Origin of the sequence: Levyella massiliensis (genome assembly GCF_000308275.2) — a bacterium.
In the GTDB taxonomy this organism is placed as follows: domain Bacteria; phylum Bacillota; class Clostridia; order Tissierellales; family Peptoniphilaceae; genus Murdochiella; species Murdochiella massiliensis_A.
This window is the reverse complement of record NZ_HG529490.1, coordinates 54,262-70,541: the sequence shown is the minus strand read 5'-3', so window position 1 is coordinate 70,541 and position 16,280 is coordinate 54,262. Positions and strand designations below refer to the sequence as shown.

Sequence of the window (16,280 nt, the reverse complement as noted above, 5' to 3'; positions counted from 1 at the left end):
AAAAAATTTTACATAGCTCTTACATGCTGGAAGCAGACTTTGGCATAACACGGCTATAATAAGAGTGAAGTATAATGCATAAAAGGATTCGGGAGGAATCATGGGCGATAAAGAGAAACAAAAGAATACAACGGCAACATCAAAAGGCTATAACGCTAAGTACGATACCGGTTTTACACAAAATCGAGAACTCTCTTGGTTGGAATTTAACCGTCATGTGTTGCAAGAGAGTACAGATCCGCGCGTACCGGTCTACGAGCGCTTTAAATTTATTGCTATCTTTACCAGCAATTTAAGTGAATTTTTCCGTGTCCGTGTGGGTTCTCTGATGAATTTAAAAGGGTGGAAGCCTGACGTCATTGATAATAAGACAGGCTGGACCGTGAATGAACAGCTTTCCCACGTTTTCCAGGAGATACCGCAGCTTTATAAAGAGCGTGACGAAGCCTATCACGCGCTGAGTGAGCAGTTGGAAACGGCCGGCATTCATCACAAAAAGATGGAAACACTGACGAAAAGTGAAGCCAAATTCGTAACCGAATACTACGAATCCAAGGTGATGCCGCTGCTTTCGCCACTCATCATCAACGCACGCCATCCCTTCCCGCACATGATTAACCAAATGCTCTATATAATGTGTGACGTAGAAGATTCGAATGGTACGGATTTTTATGCCCTCATCGGTGTACCGTCCTGGATTCCCTCCGTCATCTTCTTCCCGGGCAATTGCTCCTATATCCTCCTCGAAGAGGTGATCATGGATCAGGTGGCAACGTTGCTCAGCGGCTTCAAAGTCAAGGACACTGCCATCATTTCCCTCACCCGTAATGCCGATATCGACTTGGACGACGGCATTGATGAGCTGGAGGGCAATCTTCTCCAGGCAATGAAAAAAGCCATCAAAAAGCGTAATCGTCTGGCGCCCGTGCGCCTTGAAGTGCAAGGGTCTTTACCCAAGAGTCTCATCAAGTTTTTATGCAAATATCACAACTTAGACAGTTCACAGGTCTACTACAGCGAAGCTCCTCTGCGCATGAAACATGTATTTGCCATTGAGGAGCACCTGACCCCCAAGCAAAAAGATCAGGTCTGCTATCGCTCCTTTGAACCGCAACCCTCCCCCATGTTTCATCCCAACCGTCCCATCATCGATCAAATCTTTGAAGAGGACAAGCTTCTCCACTATCCGTACGAATCCATGGATCCCTTCCTCCAAATGCTCAAGGAAGCGGCCACGGATCCGTCCGTCATCTCCATCTCCATCACCATTTACCGCATGGCCTCCATTTCCAAAGTGGCGGAATATTTAGCAATGGCGGCAGAAAACGGTAAAGATGTCCTGACTTTAATGGAACTACGCGCCCGTTTTGACGAAGAAAATAACATCGACTACTCCGAGCGTTTGGAACAGGCCGGCTGCACCGTCATCTACGGCATCGAGGACTACAAAGTCCACTCAAAGATTTGCCATCTGACACTCTATCGCGACGGCAAGGTACGCACGATCACGCAAATCGGTACGGGCAACTACAACGAAAAAACCGCCAAGCAATACACCGATCTCAGCTACTTCACTGCTGACGAACGTATTGGTGCGGATGCGGCGATGTTCTTCAAAAACATGCTCATCAGCAAATTGGACGGTCGCTACGATAAACTTTGCGTCGCGCCAACCGGCATCAAACCAATGCTTTTAACCCTCTTGGATCGCGAAATTCTCCGCGCTAAGAACGGTGAAGAAGCAAGCGTTCTTCTCAAATGCAATTCCGTCACCGAACGCGACCTCATGGATAAGCTTTCCGAAGCCTCCCAAGCCGGTGTCAAAATCGTCATGATTGTCCGTGGCATTTGCTGCCTTCTCCCCGGCATCCCCGGTAAAACCGAAAACATCCGCGTCATCTCCATCGTCGGTCGTTTCCTGGAACACCATCGCATCTACTGCTTTGGTGTCAATCGTGAGGACATGTATATCTCCTCTGCCGACCTCATGACCCGTAACCTCGTCAATCGTGTGGAAATTGCGGTTCCCATTCAGCAAGAAGCCATTCGTTCTCGTATCAGCCACATCTTGGATGTGTTTCTTATGGACGATCTCAAGGCACGCGAACTCCTTTCCGACGGTTCCTACCGTCGCGTGACGGGTGATAACGGTGTTTCCGCCCAATCCCGTTTCATGGAAGAAGCCGAGGACGTAGCTGGCCGTCAGCGCGAGAAATTGCGCAAAGAAACGAAAGGGCAGGTTCATGAAGAGCCTAATGGCGCAAGAGCATCCGGTTTGGCACTACTACGAGAACGCGAAGCAATCAATTCTAAGAAAATGGAATACCTCCGCCGCCACCCGGAAGTCATGGCGATGGGCGGTTCTTCTTCGTCGCAAGAGGTCGTAAGCCAACCCGCTGCCACTGCCCCTGACGGCAATACGCAGGATGCCCCCGGCGATGGCTTTGCTGTCGGCAATGCGGGTGCTGCCGACGATGCACGTGGTGCCGGGGATGCGGCCGCTGCCGGCGATGCACGCGGTGCCGGGGATGCGGCTGCTGCCGGCGATGCACGCGGTGCCGGGGATGCGGCCGCTGTCGAGCGACGACAGCCTGTCGAAGAAACGAAGCGCCGCAGCCTCTGGCAATGGCTGAAAGATTTTATTGCAGGAAAATAATGAAGAAAGGCATCGACTTGGCGGCCGATGCCTGTTTAAAAGCGGTGCCCGCCTGCGGCGGGCGACCTTAAATAAAAACAGAAGGCGGCCTTTTGGGCCGCCTTCCTTATTTTACCAACCGCCGGCCGTTAGGCCGGCTCCTTATGGCGCCGCAGGCGCCTTATCAAACCGCGCCGCGCGAGCGGCGCTCCTTATGTGGCCCGAAAGCGCTGGCGCTCCATGTTATTTCAAGAATTGCGTTTTAACATGGGGTGATTTTTCGTCGTCGTGGCTTCTGCACCCCATGTTATTTTTAAAATCTCGAAATAACATGGGGTGAATTTTTGTCATGAAGGCGTTTTTACCCCATGTTATTTTGCGATTCGCGTTTTAACATGGGGTACTTTCAGCGATGACAACCCATGTTATTTTTAAAATCGCAATTTAACATGGGGCATTTCGGTAATTTTGAAGATTTTTTACCCCATGTTATTTTAAGATTTGCATTTTAACATGGGGTAAGGCGGCGATTTTGGAGATTTTTTGCCCCATGTCATTTTAAGATTTGCGTTTTAACATGGGGTAATGCGGCGATTTCGGAGATTTTTACCCCATGTAATTTTGAAGTTTGACGTCTCCCACATAAAGTAGAGTCTGATAAAGCAAAAAGATACCATGAAGAAAGGCTTATCGAGGATGACACGGCGCACTTGGATCCCGTGCATATAACACAGATGTTGCGCCGCTCAAATGCCGTTTTTTGCGCAGTTTCAAAATGGAACGCCGCCTTCGGTGGCGATTCTCATCTTCCGGCTCAAGGCCAGTTCCTTCTTACTATGCTGCTAGAGGAGCCGTTTTCCACGTTGCCGGATAGGTCTAGCCCCGCCATTTCAAACCATTTGCGGTCTTTTCGTAACAGCAATTAGGTAGTGAGCCACCAAGAAGAAAAAGAAGTGTACTATCCGGCGGCCGACAATGCGCAAAGTCAGCTTCTGCATCGGATGATTGAATAGTTGATGGAGCGCCTGCCCGAAATTTCAGGATGAAAACGGCAATGTCACACGGAGAGTAGTGCCGGCCGAGGAACTTTTGACGACACGAATGGTGCCATTGTGCAATTTCACAATTTCGCCGGCAAGAGCGAGGCCTAAACCGACGCCTCCCTGCTGACGGCTGCGTGAGGAATCCAGACGGTAAAACGGTTGAAAAATGGTCTCCCAATCCTCTTCGGGAATCCCGAAGCCCGTATCCTTCATGGTCACGACAATGTCATCTGCGCCGGTTACCGAGAGCAAAACACTTCCGCCGGGACGATTGTACTTAATGGCATTTTCCGTAAGATTGAAAAACAGCCGGGAAAGCAAACGGTCGCTGGCAAGAAGGGAAACGTCGTCGCCACCGAAGGACAGCGTGACATGCTTCTGCTCGGCAAGTGGCGTAAGATCCGCCACAATTTCTTCGAGCATCGGCAATAACCAGACGTGGTCCGTGCGAGGAATATGTTGGGCACTGCTCATCTCCAACAGAATCGTTACTGTTTTCGATAAACGCTCGGTCTGCTCCCGAAGTGAAGTGATAAGCTGCGTCAACGCCTCATCTGTATCGGGATGCTCTTCGGTAAAGGCATCCAAGCGCATTTGCAAAAGGGCAAGCGGCGTGCGCAATTCGTGCGCGGCATTGCCGGTAAACTGACGCTGTGCCGCAAAGGCAACTTGCAGGCGGTCAAGCATATCGTTAAACGAATCCGCAATCGAACGAAATTCGATAAGCGTATCCGTGCTGACATGCATGTTCTCAAGATTGGTCAGCTGCACCTTTTCAATTTGGCTAGAAAAGTCTTCCAACGGCCGCAGCGCACGGCCACTCACAAAATAGGCAATGATGCCACTGAGCAGAGTTACGCCGGCCGTCACATACCAATTGGTAAGGGTAAATTGCGCCTGTGCCTCATCGATGACAATCGTTAGATCCTTTTCGTGGCTCAGACCCTGTGGATTAAAGGACGCCTGCGGCGTTTCCTCCGGCGTTAAATGCAGCGACGCATCTGAGGGCACACGCGGCGTCGCAGATGCCGAGTCGCCCGACGTGGCATCTTTGGAATGCTGGCGCAATTCCAACGCTTCAATGTTTTTTCCGATTTCTTCCATCCGACGAAGACCGGACCCGCCCAACAAAACCATCATGGTTATGCAGCTCATGGCAATGAGAAGCGACGTCATCAAAGCGATGCGCCACTGTAAAGAACGACGAATCATGGCGTAGGTTCCTCCAATAAATAGCCTTCTCCAATGCGGTTTCGCACCGGATCATAGCCCAGCGCCGCACGCAACTTCTTGCGTAGGGCGCTGATGTGTACACGAATAGCATTGCTGAAGCTATCTACGCTACCGTCCCAGACATGCTCCATCAGCTCTTCCTGGCTGATCGGGCGACCGGGATGCAGGAGCAAATATTCTAAAATACCGCTCTCTTTTTTCGTGAGAGCGATTACCCGCTCGCCAACCGTTGTCGTGCGCGTGCGCGTATCAAACGCCAGCGTGTCAAAGCGAAGGCTCACTTCCTGCTGAATAAAATCCCGACGCAATAGACTGCGCACGCGGGCTGCCAGTTCGTCCAGATGGAAGGGCTTGGACAGATAATCATTCGCTCCGGCATCCAAGCCGTGTACTTTATCCGCAATTTCGCTACGCGCCGAAAGAATCAATACCGGCGTTTGCAAATCTTCCTTACGAATCGTGCGCAAAACGGTCATGCCATCAACCTTGGGCAGATTCAAATCCAAAAGTACTAAATCGTACGGATCCAGCGTGACGGCCTCGATGGCTGCTTCCCCATCTGCGCAAATATCCACGCTATAGCCTTGCCGACGCAGGCTTTTCGCAATACTGTCGCTCAAAAATGGCTCATCTTCCACAAGTAATAAACGCATACTATCCTCCGTTTCGGATGCAGTATAGCATACGATCTCATCTTAACACCATCTTTCGTGTTCTTCTTAACACCATCTTTATCTGCCTTCTGCTATTCTTCTTCTCGTCAACAAGAAAGGAGTCGCCATGAAGACAAAAAAACGAAGCATTACCCAGATTGCCCTGCTCGTCGCCGCTGTGGGCATGATCGTCGTGGGTGCTATGCGTGGTGAGGTTGAGACCGTCCTCGCCAAAGCCATCCGTCTGTGCATGGAGTGTGTGGGCATTGGCTGATCCGAAGAAAAGCAAATCCCGGTTTATTTCCCGTTTCCGCGGATGGGGGCAGGCAGGCGCGACGCTGCTGACGAACATCCATCTGCCGAATTTTTTTACCGGGTCACTCTATCAGGGAAATGGAAAAATGGTCTGTGTGCCTGGGCTCAACTGTTATTCCTGCCCGGCAGCCTCCGGGGCGTGTCCCATCGGATCGTTTCAGGCCGTCGTCGGGTCCTCGAAATTCCGCTTTTCGTACTACATAACGGGCATTCTCATTCTGCTCGGGGTGCTTCTCGGGCGCTTCATCTGCGGATTCCTTTGCCCCTTCGGTTGGTTCCAGGAATTGCTACATAAAATTCCAACAAAGAAGTTTTCGACCAAGCGTCTTCGCCCTCTGACCTATCTCAAATACATCATCCTGGTGGTCATGGTGTTTCTATTGCCCCTGTTCTTGGTGAACGAAATTGGATTGGGTGATCCCTACTTCTGTAAGTACCTATGTCCGCAGGGCGTGTTGGAAGGCGCTATTCCGCTTTCTTTGGTCAATAGCGGTATCCGATCGGCGCTTGGTGCCCTGTTCACCTGGAAGCTCGGCATTCTGTTGACGGTCGTCGTACTGAGCATCCTGTTCTTTCGTCCCTTCTGTAAATGGCTGTGTCCGCTGGGTGCATTCTATGCCCTTTTTAACCGGATCTCCCTGTTGCAAATTCAGGTGGAAGAGCACCGCTGCGTTTCCTGCGGAAAATGCGCGAAGGCCTGCAAGATGGATGTCGATGTGTTAAAAACACCGGCACACACGGAATGTATCCGCTGCGGTATGTGCATCAACGCCTGTCCCACCGGCGCCCTGCATTTCCGCTACGGACTGGGATGTGGAAAAAGCGAAGAGCGTCGTGTAACTAGATGCGACGCACAAAATGAACAGCAGTAACCGTAAAGGAGAATCACATGAACATGAAAAAAGCATCTTTACTCTTGTTAGCAACCGGCCTCGCCTTCAGTTTGGCCGCCTGCGGCGGAAACAAGCCCGCACAAAGCAGCCAAGCATCGGAAAGCGGCATAAGTGTGCCGGCGGCAGAAGCCGGGAAAAAGGATCCGACTGCGAAAAAAGGCGGCTCGGAAGTCGATGCGCAACTTACGAAATTGCGCGATGAAGAAAACGCCATTTTCAGTAAAGACCAGAAGTTATGGGAAAAACTCTTCATGTCGGCGAATAAGAATTCCGGCATGATCTCGGATGGCTCCAACTACGGCGATTTCCTGTTGCAAACCATTGAGAGCGCAAAGGACAAGTTCACGGAGGCAGAGCTGAAAACCTTGAAAGCCGGCGCGCAGCAAATTCGTGCCATTGAAGAAAAGATTCTTGCGCTGGAAAAAGAAGCGCCGAAGGACAAAAAAGGTAGCGCCGACAACAGTGCATCGAACAAAGGCGGCGCAAAGCAGGGTGCCACAACGCCTTTCCCCGACTTTACCGGCAAGGATTTAGATGGTAACAACGTTGATTCCGGCATCTTCCGCCAGCATTCTGTCACCGTCATCAATTTCTGGTTCAGCACCTGCAAGCCTTGCGTCGGTGAATTGGGCGATTTGGATGCACTGCATAAACAGTTGAAGGATAAGGACGGCATTGTCGTCGGTGTGAACTCTTTCACGCTGGACGGAAACAAAGATGCCATTGCAGAAGCCAAGAGCATTTTGCAAAAGAAAAATGCCACGTATCCGAACCTTACCTTTGCTTCGAACAGTGAGGCAGGCAAGTTTGTGAAAAATATCATGGCCTTCCCCACCACCGTTGTGGTGGATCGCGACGGCAACATCGTCGGTGATCCGATTCTCGGCTCCGTGGCGGAAGGAAACGGCAAAAAAGCCTTGGAAGAACGCATTAATCAGGTATTGAAAAATGATGCAAATAAAGACGCTGCCAACAAGGGGAACGCGAAAAAGTAACGTCACGGCATCGCGCGGCTCGTCTCTCTTACTCGTTCTCTTCTGCCTTCTCTTTCGCCTCCCCTTCATAGCCGAAAAAGCGCAGCATGCGCTTTTTGCTACCGGGCTCGCTATAGGCACGATACGCGCCGGAACGAAAAAAGCGCCAAAACAGCATCGCTGCAAAAAGAATAATAGCAATGGTTGCCGGCAATGAGGCTTCCATGCCGTAGGCACCGCCTGTCCAAAGTCCGTTTTCATGGATGAAAAAGTGCAGGGCGGAGGCCTCAAAGCTCATGCCACTGACGGGCAGGCCGTAGAAGGCACCCATAAAGAAGTTCCAGGCGCAATGGGTGCCGGAGGCCATCCAGAGATCACCGGTAAGGAAGGTCTGGAGGGCAAAGGCAAGGCCCATAAAGGTGGTGGAGAGAATGGGCAACAGGGAGATGTGGGGATTGCCCAAATGCAGCAGGCTGAATAGCACGGAAGGGACGAAAAGGGCAATCCATAGGCCGAAACGCTCCAGGGCGATGCGTTGGACAAAGCCACGCATCATGAGTTCCTCGGCGTAACTTTGAAGCATAAAACCTGCTAAGAACAGAAGCATCAGGAGAGGATGCATCGTTCCGAACCCTTCAAAGCGCATCGTCCCCATGGCAACATTGATACCAACCAGGACAGAAAAGAGCACGAAACCCTGCCCAAAGCCGATCACGTAGTGCGAGACGGGATGACGGGATTGCTGGAAGAAGGAAGTAAAGGGAATTTCGAAAATATAGATGGCAAAGCCACCAATGAGAAATACAGTCACAATCGTGCTAAAGAGCTGTGTCAGTCGCGAAGGCAGGGAATTCTCGCCAAATTGGCCTTCGATACCATGGGAAATGAAATTACTGAGCACAATCAAAAGCATGTATATGGCATAAAGAATGACGAAGCGCTTAAAATTTCTTTTTTTATCATCCATGAGCGTTTTCCTCTCCTTCGGACATTGCTCGTACCAACAGCACCATCTTTCTCAGGAACGGGCCTTCGTTTCCGCGCGACGCGCCCTAAAAAAATCTTGTAGCAATTGCTTGGCTTCCTTCGCAAAAATGCCCTTTGTTATCTTCAGGCGATGCAAATTCTTGGCATGTTGCGGAATGGCAAATTGGGAGCCACAACCGCCGCGTTCGGGGTCGTCGGCGGCGTAGACCAGACGGCCGATGCGGGCATGAAGTAGCGCACCCGTACACATGATGCAGGGTTCAAGCGTCACATAGAGGGTAAAATCTGTGAGGCGTCGCTCATAAGTGCGACTTGCCCATTGTAAGAGTAAGAGTTCCGCATGCGCCAAGCCGTTATGGTCCTCTTCGACGCGATTGGCGGCAGCCTTCACGAGACAGCCGCGGCGCACCAGAAGTGCCGCCACCGGCACCTCTCCCGCCATTGCTGCCGTTCGCGCCAGCTTCAAAGCGCGACGCATGTAAAACGCATCCACGAAGTTACGTGGAAAGCGCACCATGGCAACGGGTCGCTGCCGTCCCTTCGGACCTGTCATCTGTTTTTTCAGGCGCATACGCCAAAATTTATGCTTCATTTTGCTTTGCTTTTTTGTTCTTCGACGCCTTCGTCTTGTCCGAAGTCTTCGCCTTGCCTGACGCCTTCGCCTTGTCCGAATCCAGCGTCATTTTCGTCTGCTCCGACGCCTCCACGCGATCACGCGCCAGAATGCCCTTCAAATACTGGCCCGTATAGGAAGCCTTGACACGGCAGACCTCTTCCGGCGTGCCCTCAGCCACAATCGTACCGCCGCCATCGCCACCTTCCGGCCCCAGATCCACGAGATAATCCGCCACCTTGATGACATCCAGATTGTGCTCAATCACCACAATCGTATTGCCCTGGTCGATGAGGCGCTGAAAGACTTTGATCAGCTTAGCAATGTCGGCCACATGAAGACCGGTAGTGGGTTCATCCAAAATATAAATGGTATTGCCGGTGGAAACTTTGCCCAGTTCCGCTGCCAACTTCACACGCTGTGCTTCCCCGCCGGAGAGCTCCGGGGAAGGCTGTCCGATCTTGAGATAGCCAAGGCCCACGTCCACCAAAGTTTGCAGCTTGCGACGGATGCCGGAATGGTTTTTGAAAAATTCCAGCCCCTCTTCGATCGTCATCTCCAACACATCGGCAATGGTCTTGCCTTTGTAGTGCACTTGCAGCGTTTCATGATTATAGCGATGCCCATGGCACACTTCGCAGGGAACGTAGACATCCGGCAAAAAGTGCATCTCCACCTTGATCGTACCGTCGCCCTTGCAGGCCTCGCAGCGGCCGCCCTTCACATTGAAGGAAAAACGCCCCTTATCGAAGCCACGAATTTTCGCCTCATTGGTCTGCGCAAACACATCGCGGATGAGATCAAACACCTTCGTGTAGGTGGCCGGATTGGAACGCGGTGTGCGCCCAATCGGCGATTGATCAATTTCGATCACTTTGTCGAGTTGTTTATCGCCACGAATGGAGCGATACGCGCCCGGACGCAGGTGCGCCTGATTCAAGCGATTGGCGAGCACTTTATAGAGAATGCCCTCCACAAACGAGCTCTTGCCAGAGCCCGACACGCCCGTAATGCACGTCAACACGCCCAATGGTAATTTGATATCGATATTTTTCAGATTGTTTTCTTGGCAGCCCAAGACTTCCATCCAACCCGTCGGTTCGCGACGCTCGCTCGGCACGGGGATAAACTTCCGATGCGACAGATAATCGCCCGTGATGGAGTTCGGATTGGCACAGATGTCCTCAAAAGTGCCTTCCGCCACCAATTGCCCGCCTTGCACGCCTGCGCCGGGGCCGATGTCCACAATCCAGTCCGCCGCACGCATGGTATCTTCATCATGCTCCACAACGATTAAAGTATTGCCTAGATCTCGTAAATTTTGCAATGCCCCCAACAGGCGATCGTTATCGCGCTGGTGCAACCCGATCGACGGCTCATCCAAGACATAGACCACGCCCACCAGACCGGCCCCGATCTGCGTTGCCAGACGAATGCGCTGACTTTCGCCGCCGGAGAGCGTTGCCGCATAGCGATCCAGTGTCAGATAATCCAGTCCGACATCCACCAGAAAATGCAAACGCGCCTTCACTTCCTTCAAAATCGGCGTCGCAATGATGGATTCCGCTTCCGTAAAGGTCAGCCCTTCGGTCCACTTCAACGCTTCCCGAATCGACATACGGTTAAATTCTGCGATATTTTTATCGCCGATATGAATGGCCAAGGCTTCGGGACGCAACCGATCGCCATGGCAGGTTTCACACGTATTTTCCGCCATATATTCGCGAATGCGTTCCTGCATAAAATCTGAGCCCGTCTGATGGTAGCGTCGCGTCAGATTTGCAATGACGCCTTCCCAGGCATCGTAATAGGTTTTCTGACCCGAAAAATGCGAATCAAAGCGAAAACGCACTTTCTTGCCCTTTGTGCCGTAAAGAATGGCATCCATCACCTCTTTGGGTGCCTCGCCGATCGGGCGATCCGTCGGCCAATGGCAGGCGGCGCAGATGGCATGAATCATTTCGTAATAATACGTGCCCTTTGCCGACGTCGCAAAAGGCGCGATGGCCCCTTCGTCGATGGACAGATCGGGGTTGGGAATGCAGAGCTTGGCATCCACAGCAATGTGATAGCCGATGCCGTTGCAATCAGGGCAAGCGCCCTGCGGACTGTTAAACGATAAAAGACGCGGTTCAATCTCATCGATGACCATATGGCCATGCGGGCAGGCGAGTTTGGACGAATAGCGATGTCTTTCGCCGTCAACCACCTGAATATCGCAAGTGCCGTTCGCATGCTCAAGCGCCGTTTCCACCGACATCGAAAGACGCGAACGGATGCCGTCGCGGTTGACCAGGCGGTCCACCACAATGGAAATAGAGTGCTTGATATTTTTCTCTAACGCCGGCTGGCTGCCCAAATCGTACATTTCGCCATCCACCATCACACGCGTAAAGCCCAATCGCTCCAGGTTTTTAAAGATTTTCTCGTGCTGTCCCTTTTTGTCCTGCACAATCGGCGACAAAACCAGAAAGCGCGTGCGCTCCGGAAATTGCAACACTTCTTCCACGATCTGATCCACGGCCATCGCCCGAATGGGTTCCCCACAAACGGGGCAAATCGCCTTGCCCACTTTGGCATACAACAAACGCAAATAATCGTGAATCTCCGTCACCGTTCCTACCGTTGAGCGCGGGTTGCGGTTGGTCGTTTTCTGATCAATGGAAATCGCCGGCGATAACCCTTCTACTAAATCCACATCCGGCTTATCCATCTGCCCCAGAAACATACGCGCATAGCTGGATAAGCTTTCCACATAGCGACGCTGTCCTTCAGCATAGATGGTATCAAAGGCCAGCGAGCTTTTCCCAGAACCGGAGAGTCCGGTCATAACGATGAATTTGTTGCGCGGCAGCGTTAAATTTAAATTTTTTAAGTTATTGACCCGCGCACCGCGGATCACTATATTTTCCAGGGTCATAGGGATCCTTTCTCATTTCGTCAGGACAGACCGTACTCTTTTTTCATGGCGCGAATGGCATCGCGAATACTGGCTGCCCGCTCGAAATCCAATTCCTCCGCAGCGCGACGCATCTCCACGTCCATATTCACAATCATCTCTTGCAGATCTTCCTTGGAGATCTCTTCCTTCTCGGGAACCGGCGCATCATCGGCATAATCCTTCAGCTCCTCCGCCGCAATTTCCGTCGATATTGCTGCATGGATTTCTTTCTGTATTGTCGTCGGTATAATACCGTGTTCTTCGTTATACGCCTGTTGAATCTTACGGCGACGCTCCGTCTCCTCCATCGCCGCCTTCATGGAATCCGTCTCATGATCCCCGTACAAAATGACGTGACCGTTCGCATTGCGCGCCGCGCGGCCGATCGTCTGTATCAGCGATGTCTCCGATCGCAAAAAGCCTTCCTTATCCGCATCCAAAATAGCAATGAGTGAGACCTCCGGCAAATCCAAACCTTCACGCAACAGGTTAATGCCGATCAGTACATCGTATTTACCCAATCGCAGGTCGCGTAAAATTTCCATGCGCTTTAAGGTTTCCACATCCGAATGCAAATAAATGGCTTTGACCTTGGCTTCTTCTAAATATTTGGTCAAGTCTTCCGCCATTTTTTTCGTCAAGGTCGTAATCAAGGTACGCTCGCCCTTTGCCGTCGTCTTTTGAATCTCGGCCATTAAATCATCGATCTGATGCTTGGTCGGACGCACTTCTACCAGCGGATCCAGCAGGCCCGTCGGACGGATAATCTGGTCCACCGTCTGCGAGGCATGCTCGTTTTCATAGGGACCCGGTGTGGCGGACATAAAGATCGCCTGCGGAATCAGGGCTTCAAATTCATCAAATTTCAGCGGTCGATTGTCCAGCGCCGACGGTAAGCGGAACCCGTAATCCACCAGGTTTTGCTTGCGCGCCCTGTCGCCATTATACATGCCGCGCACCTGCGGAATCGTCTGATGGCTCTCATCCACCATCAATAAGAAGTCTTTCGGAAAATAATCGATCAACGTGTACGGCCGCGATCCGGGCGGACGACCGCTCATAGGCGCCGAATAGTTTTCAATGCCTGAGCAAAAGCCTACTTCCGTGAGCATTTCCAGATCATAGAGCGTACGCTGCTCCAGACGCTGCGCTTCCACTAATTTATTCTGTTCGCGCAATACCTGCAGGCGTTGCTGCAATTCCTCTTCAATGCGCACAATGGCCTTTTTCATTTTGTCCGGCGTTGTGGCATAGTGGCTGGCCGGAAAAATCATGACATAACTGCGGCCTCTTAAAATCTCTCCTGTCAACGAGTCAATTTCCAGAATGCGGTCAATTTCATCGCCGAAAAATTCCACCCGAATGGCCTCTTCATTGGAGGACACTGGAAAAATATCCACCACATCGCCACGCACGCGAAACGTCCCACGCTGGAAAGCTACATCATTGCGCACATATTGAATGGACACCAAACGGCGCAGCAGATCGTCGCGATCCATTTGCATACCGGGGCGTAGCGATATACGCAGTTCCAAGTAGTCTTCCGGATCGCCCAAGCCGTAAATGCACGACACAGAGGCCACGATGATCACATCCCGTCGTTCAAAGAGTGACATCGTGGCCGAGTGGCGTAATTTATCAATTTCGTCATTGATCGACGAATCCTTCGCAATGTAGGTATCCGTTGCGGCAACATACGCTTCCGGCTGGTAATAGTCGTAATAACTGACGAAGTATTCCACCGCATTGTTCGGGAAAAATTCCCGTAATTCCGAGCACAGCTGTGAGGCCAGCGTCTTATTGTGAGCCAGCACCAGCGTCGGACGTTGGATGGCCTGGATGATATTGGCCATCGTAAACGTCTTGCCCGACCCGGTCACGCCGCGCAGCGTCTGGTAATGATCGCCGCGACGGACGCCTTCTACCAATGCCGCAATCGCCTCCGGCTGATCGCCGGTTGGCTGAAACTTCGATTGCAGTTGAAAGTCGCTCATAGCCCCTTCACTTCCTGGAGAGCCCGTTGCAATTGCGGATCCTCCTTCAGGAAATCCGGTCCCATGCCCTTCGCCTGTTCCGGCGCCTTCACCACAATATCCGGCGTAATGCCCTTTCCATGGATTTTCTCTCCATTCGGGGTCAAGTACTCCGCCATGGTCAGTTTGAAACCGCCATCTTTTCCATTCTCGCCCAAAGGATAAATCTGCTGCACGATGCCCTTGCCAAAAGTCTTCTCACCCACGGACTTCGCACGTTTATTATCGCGTAGCGCACCCAGTAAAATTTCCGATGCCGATGCGGATCCGCCATTCGCCAGGACGACCAGCGGCTCTTTGTATTGCGCCTCGTCCGATGTGCTGGCGTCTTTCTTGCCTTTGTTATCCACCGTCGTCACAATTGTTGCTTTGCCCAACAGTGCATCCGCGATCTCTTCGCACGAAGTCAACAGGCCTCCCGGATTGTTACGCAGGTCGATGATAAATTTTTTCGCGCCCTGTTTTTCCAGCGCTTCCCATTCCTTCTTGAAGTCTTGCGCCGTCACTTGTTCAAACGAGCTGATTTGCAAATACCCGATATTGTCCGGCATCAGCTTTCCGATTACCGTATCCACTTCAATCATTTCACGCACGAGTTTCACATGAGACGTTTGCGTTTTGCCATTGATCACACGCTGCACGGTGAGCTCCACCGATGTTTTTGGCTTTCCGCGCATGTGTTCGGTGGCTTCCTGTAATTCCTTACCCGCATACGCCTGTCCGTCCACTTCGACGATCTTATCGCCCGCCTTCAAACCCGCTTTCGCAGCAGGAGTATTCGCAATGGGCGATACCACCGTTATCAGGTTATCCTCCCCTGCGGTAATGACAAGACCAACACCGGCAAACTTACCCGTCGTATCTTCCATCAGACGCTTGTATTCCTCTGCGGTATAGTATTCCGAATACGGATCCTTCAAGCCCCAGAAGAGACCCTTATAGATTCCCGTTTCCAAATCCTCTTTTTTATACGGGAAAAGATAATCGCTCTGAATCGCTTCACGATATAGATTAATATTTTTCAAGATACGGCGATCTGCCGCCTGCTCTTCCGTGCTCGCTCCCGGCACAGCCTGCATATTATTTCCCAAGATAAAGCCGCCGCCGCCGACAGCCACCAAAAGCAGAACTAAAATAAGTGCTTTTCCAAATTTTTTCATTGTTTTCTCCTTTACCAAAGGCTACCGATACATTATAACACGGAACCCGCCTGCGGCGGGAATGGCGCGATGCAAGGCGCACGAGAGGCGTCCTGCCGTCTTAGATTTTAATATGGTATATTGTTCATACGTATGTATCATGAAGAAAAGAGGCAATATGGCAAAACTCTACTTTCGATACGGAGCCATGAACTCCGGAAAATCCACCCTGCTCTTGCAGGTGGCCTATAACTATGAAGAACGCGGCATGCACGTTCTACTCCTGAAACCCGGCATCGATACCAAAGGTGACAACGAAATCGTGAGTCGTCTGGGCGTCCGTCGTGCCGTCGATGCCATGATCGGTATCGACACCGATTGCCGTACGCTCATTGGCAATGCCATCGCTACACGTCACTTCGATTGCATTCTTGTCGACGAAGCGCAATTCCTGTCCACCGCCCAAGTCGACCAGCTCTTTGCTTCCGTCATCGACTACAATATTCCCTGCATTTGCTACGGCCTGCGCACCGACTTCCGCGGCGAAGGCTTTCCCGGCAGCAAGCGCCTTCTCGAGCTCGCCCATTCCCTTGAAGAGCTAAAGACCATTTGCCACTGCGGCCGCAAAGCCGTGATGAACATTCGCCGCGTCAACGGCATCCCCGTCTTCGAAGGCGACCAAGTTGTCATCGACAACAACGCCACCGTTGAATACGAAGCCGTCTGCGGGCAATGCTACTTCAAGGAGCGTCGTAAGCTCGGCGAAAAGCCGCTGGGGAATCTGTAAGAGAACTTGACGGAGCGAGCGCGGCGAGGAAAGG

At 51.7% G+C, this 16,280-nt stretch carries 12 protein-coding genes; 5 read left to right on the top strand and 7 right to left on the bottom strand.

The genetic code is table 11. The features are described from left to right. Window positions 1-100 precede the first annotated feature (100 nt). Complete coding sequence (gene ppk1 / locus BN98_RS00345) at window positions 101-2,656, top strand: polyphosphate kinase 1 (RefSeq protein WP_019190311.1); 2,556 nt, start codon at window positions 101-103, stop codon at window positions 2,654-2,656. Window positions 2,657-3,672: 1,016 nt separating this feature from the next. On the opposite strand, the gene BN98_RS00340 is transcribed toward ppk1, so the two are convergent. Continuing rightward, window positions 3,673-4,890, bottom strand: a complete 1,218-nt coding sequence (locus BN98_RS00340) for a sensor histidine kinase (RefSeq protein WP_019190312.1) — start codon at window positions 4,888-4,890, stop codon at window positions 3,673-3,675. Next, the gene (locus BN98_RS00335; RefSeq protein ID WP_019190313.1) at window positions 4,887-5,564 is read right to left on the bottom strand and encodes a response regulator transcription factor; all 678 of its coding nucleotides are present in this window, start codon (window positions 5,562-5,564) and stop codon (window positions 4,887-4,889) included. Before BN98_RS00335 ends, BN98_RS00340 begins: the two co-directional genes overlap by 4 nt. A gap of 127 nt (window positions 5,565-5,691) precedes the next feature. Between BN98_RS00335 and BN98_RS00330 the strand changes: the two genes are divergently transcribed. From BN98_RS00330 to BN98_RS00320, 3 genes are read left to right on the top strand one after another with little or no spacing between them, the layout of a single operon-like run. Continuing rightward, on the top strand, window positions 5,692-5,838 hold the full coding sequence (locus BN98_RS00330) for a CD1871A family CXXC motif-containing protein (RefSeq protein ID WP_019190314.1): 147 nt from the start codon (window positions 5,692-5,694) through the stop codon (window positions 5,836-5,838). Next, window positions 5,831-6,751, top strand: a complete 921-nt coding sequence (locus BN98_RS00325; protein ID WP_019190315.1) for a 4Fe-4S binding protein — start codon at window positions 5,831-5,833, stop codon at window positions 6,749-6,751. The genes BN98_RS00330 and BN98_RS00325 overlap by 8 nt, the downstream gene beginning before the upstream one ends. Window positions 6,752-6,768: 17 nt before the next feature. Then, a complete protein-coding gene (locus BN98_RS00320; RefSeq protein WP_019190316.1) occupies window positions 6,769-7,767 on the top strand; it encodes a TlpA disulfide reductase family protein in 999 nt (332 codons plus the stop codon). 28 nt (window positions 7,768-7,795) lie between these two features. On the opposite strand, the gene BN98_RS07705 is transcribed toward BN98_RS00320, so the two are convergent. The 5 genes from BN98_RS07705 to BN98_RS00295 are packed head-to-tail and all read right to left on the bottom strand — an operon-like array spanning window position 7,796 to window position 15,480. After that, window positions 7,796-8,713, bottom strand: coding sequence for a CPBP family intramembrane glutamic endopeptidase (locus BN98_RS07705; protein WP_019190317.1), 918 nt, complete (start codon window positions 8,711-8,713; stop codon window positions 7,796-7,798). Between the two features lie 51 nt (window positions 8,714-8,764). After that, entirely contained in the window at window positions 8,765-9,325 is a 561-nt protein-coding gene (locus tag BN98_RS00310) for a nucleoside deaminase (protein WP_019190318.1), read from the bottom strand. After that, window positions 9,315-12,266, bottom strand: coding sequence for an excinuclease ABC subunit UvrA (gene uvrA / locus BN98_RS00305; RefSeq protein ID WP_019190319.1), 2,952 nt, complete (start codon window positions 12,264-12,266; stop codon window positions 9,315-9,317). Before uvrA ends, BN98_RS00310 begins: the two co-directional genes overlap by 11 nt. 20 nt (window positions 12,267-12,286) lie before the next feature. Continuing rightward, window positions 12,287-14,281, bottom strand: a complete 1,995-nt coding sequence (gene uvrB, locus BN98_RS00300) for an excinuclease ABC subunit UvrB (protein ID WP_019190320.1) — start codon at window positions 14,279-14,281, stop codon at window positions 12,287-12,289. Beyond that, the gene (locus BN98_RS00295) at window positions 14,278-15,480 is read right to left on the bottom strand and encodes a S41 family peptidase (RefSeq protein ID WP_019190321.1); all 1,203 of its coding nucleotides are present in this window, start codon (window positions 15,478-15,480) and stop codon (window positions 14,278-14,280) included. The genes uvrB and BN98_RS00295 overlap by 4 nt, the downstream gene beginning before the upstream one ends. Before the next feature lie 157 nt (window positions 15,481-15,637). Between BN98_RS00295 and BN98_RS00290 the strand changes: the two genes are divergently transcribed. Then, the gene (locus BN98_RS00290; RefSeq protein WP_019190322.1) at window positions 15,638-16,246 is read left to right on the top strand and encodes a thymidine kinase; all 609 of its coding nucleotides are present in this window, start codon (window positions 15,638-15,640) and stop codon (window positions 16,244-16,246) included. Window positions 16,247-16,280: the final 34 nt, after the last annotated feature.

What these genes read in the sequence shown, in the direction of transcription:
- ppk1 (WP_019190311.1), top strand. Translation starts at nt 101, where the DNA reads ATGGGCGATAAAGAGAAACAAAAGAATACAACGGCAACATCAAAAGGC.
- BN98_RS00340 (WP_019190312.1), bottom strand. Translation starts at nt 4,890, where the DNA reads ATGATTCGTCGTTCTTTACAGTGGCGCATCGCTTTGATGACGTCGCTT.
- BN98_RS00335 (WP_019190313.1), bottom strand. Translation starts at nt 5,564, where the DNA reads ATGCGTTTATTACTTGTGGAAGATGAGCCATTTTTGAGCGACAGTATT.
- BN98_RS00330 (WP_019190314.1), top strand. Translation starts at nt 5,692, where the DNA reads ATGAAGACAAAAAAACGAAGCATTACCCAGATTGCCCTGCTCGTCGCC.
- BN98_RS00320 (WP_019190316.1), top strand. Translation starts at nt 6,769, where the DNA reads ATGAACATGAAAAAAGCATCTTTACTCTTGTTAGCAACCGGCCTCGCC.
- BN98_RS07705 (WP_019190317.1), bottom strand. Translation starts at nt 8,713, where the DNA reads ATGGATGATAAAAAAAGAAATTTTAAGCGCTTCGTCATTCTTTATGCC.
- BN98_RS00310 (WP_019190318.1), bottom strand. Translation starts at nt 9,325, where the DNA reads ATGAAGCATAAATTTTGGCGTATGCGCCTGAAAAAACAGATGACAGGT.
- uvrA (WP_019190319.1), bottom strand. Translation starts at nt 12,266, where the DNA reads ATGACCCTGGAAAATATAGTGATCCGCGGTGCGCGGGTCAATAACTTA.
- uvrB (WP_019190320.1), bottom strand. Translation starts at nt 14,281, where the DNA reads ATGAGCGACTTTCAACTGCAATCGAAGTTTCAGCCAACCGGCGATCAG.
- BN98_RS00295 (WP_019190321.1), bottom strand. Translation starts at nt 15,480, where the DNA reads ATGAAAAAATTTGGAAAAGCACTTATTTTAGTTCTGCTTTTGGTGGCT.
- BN98_RS00290 (WP_019190322.1), top strand. Translation starts at nt 15,638, where the DNA reads ATGGCAAAACTCTACTTTCGATACGGAGCCATGAACTCCGGAAAATCC.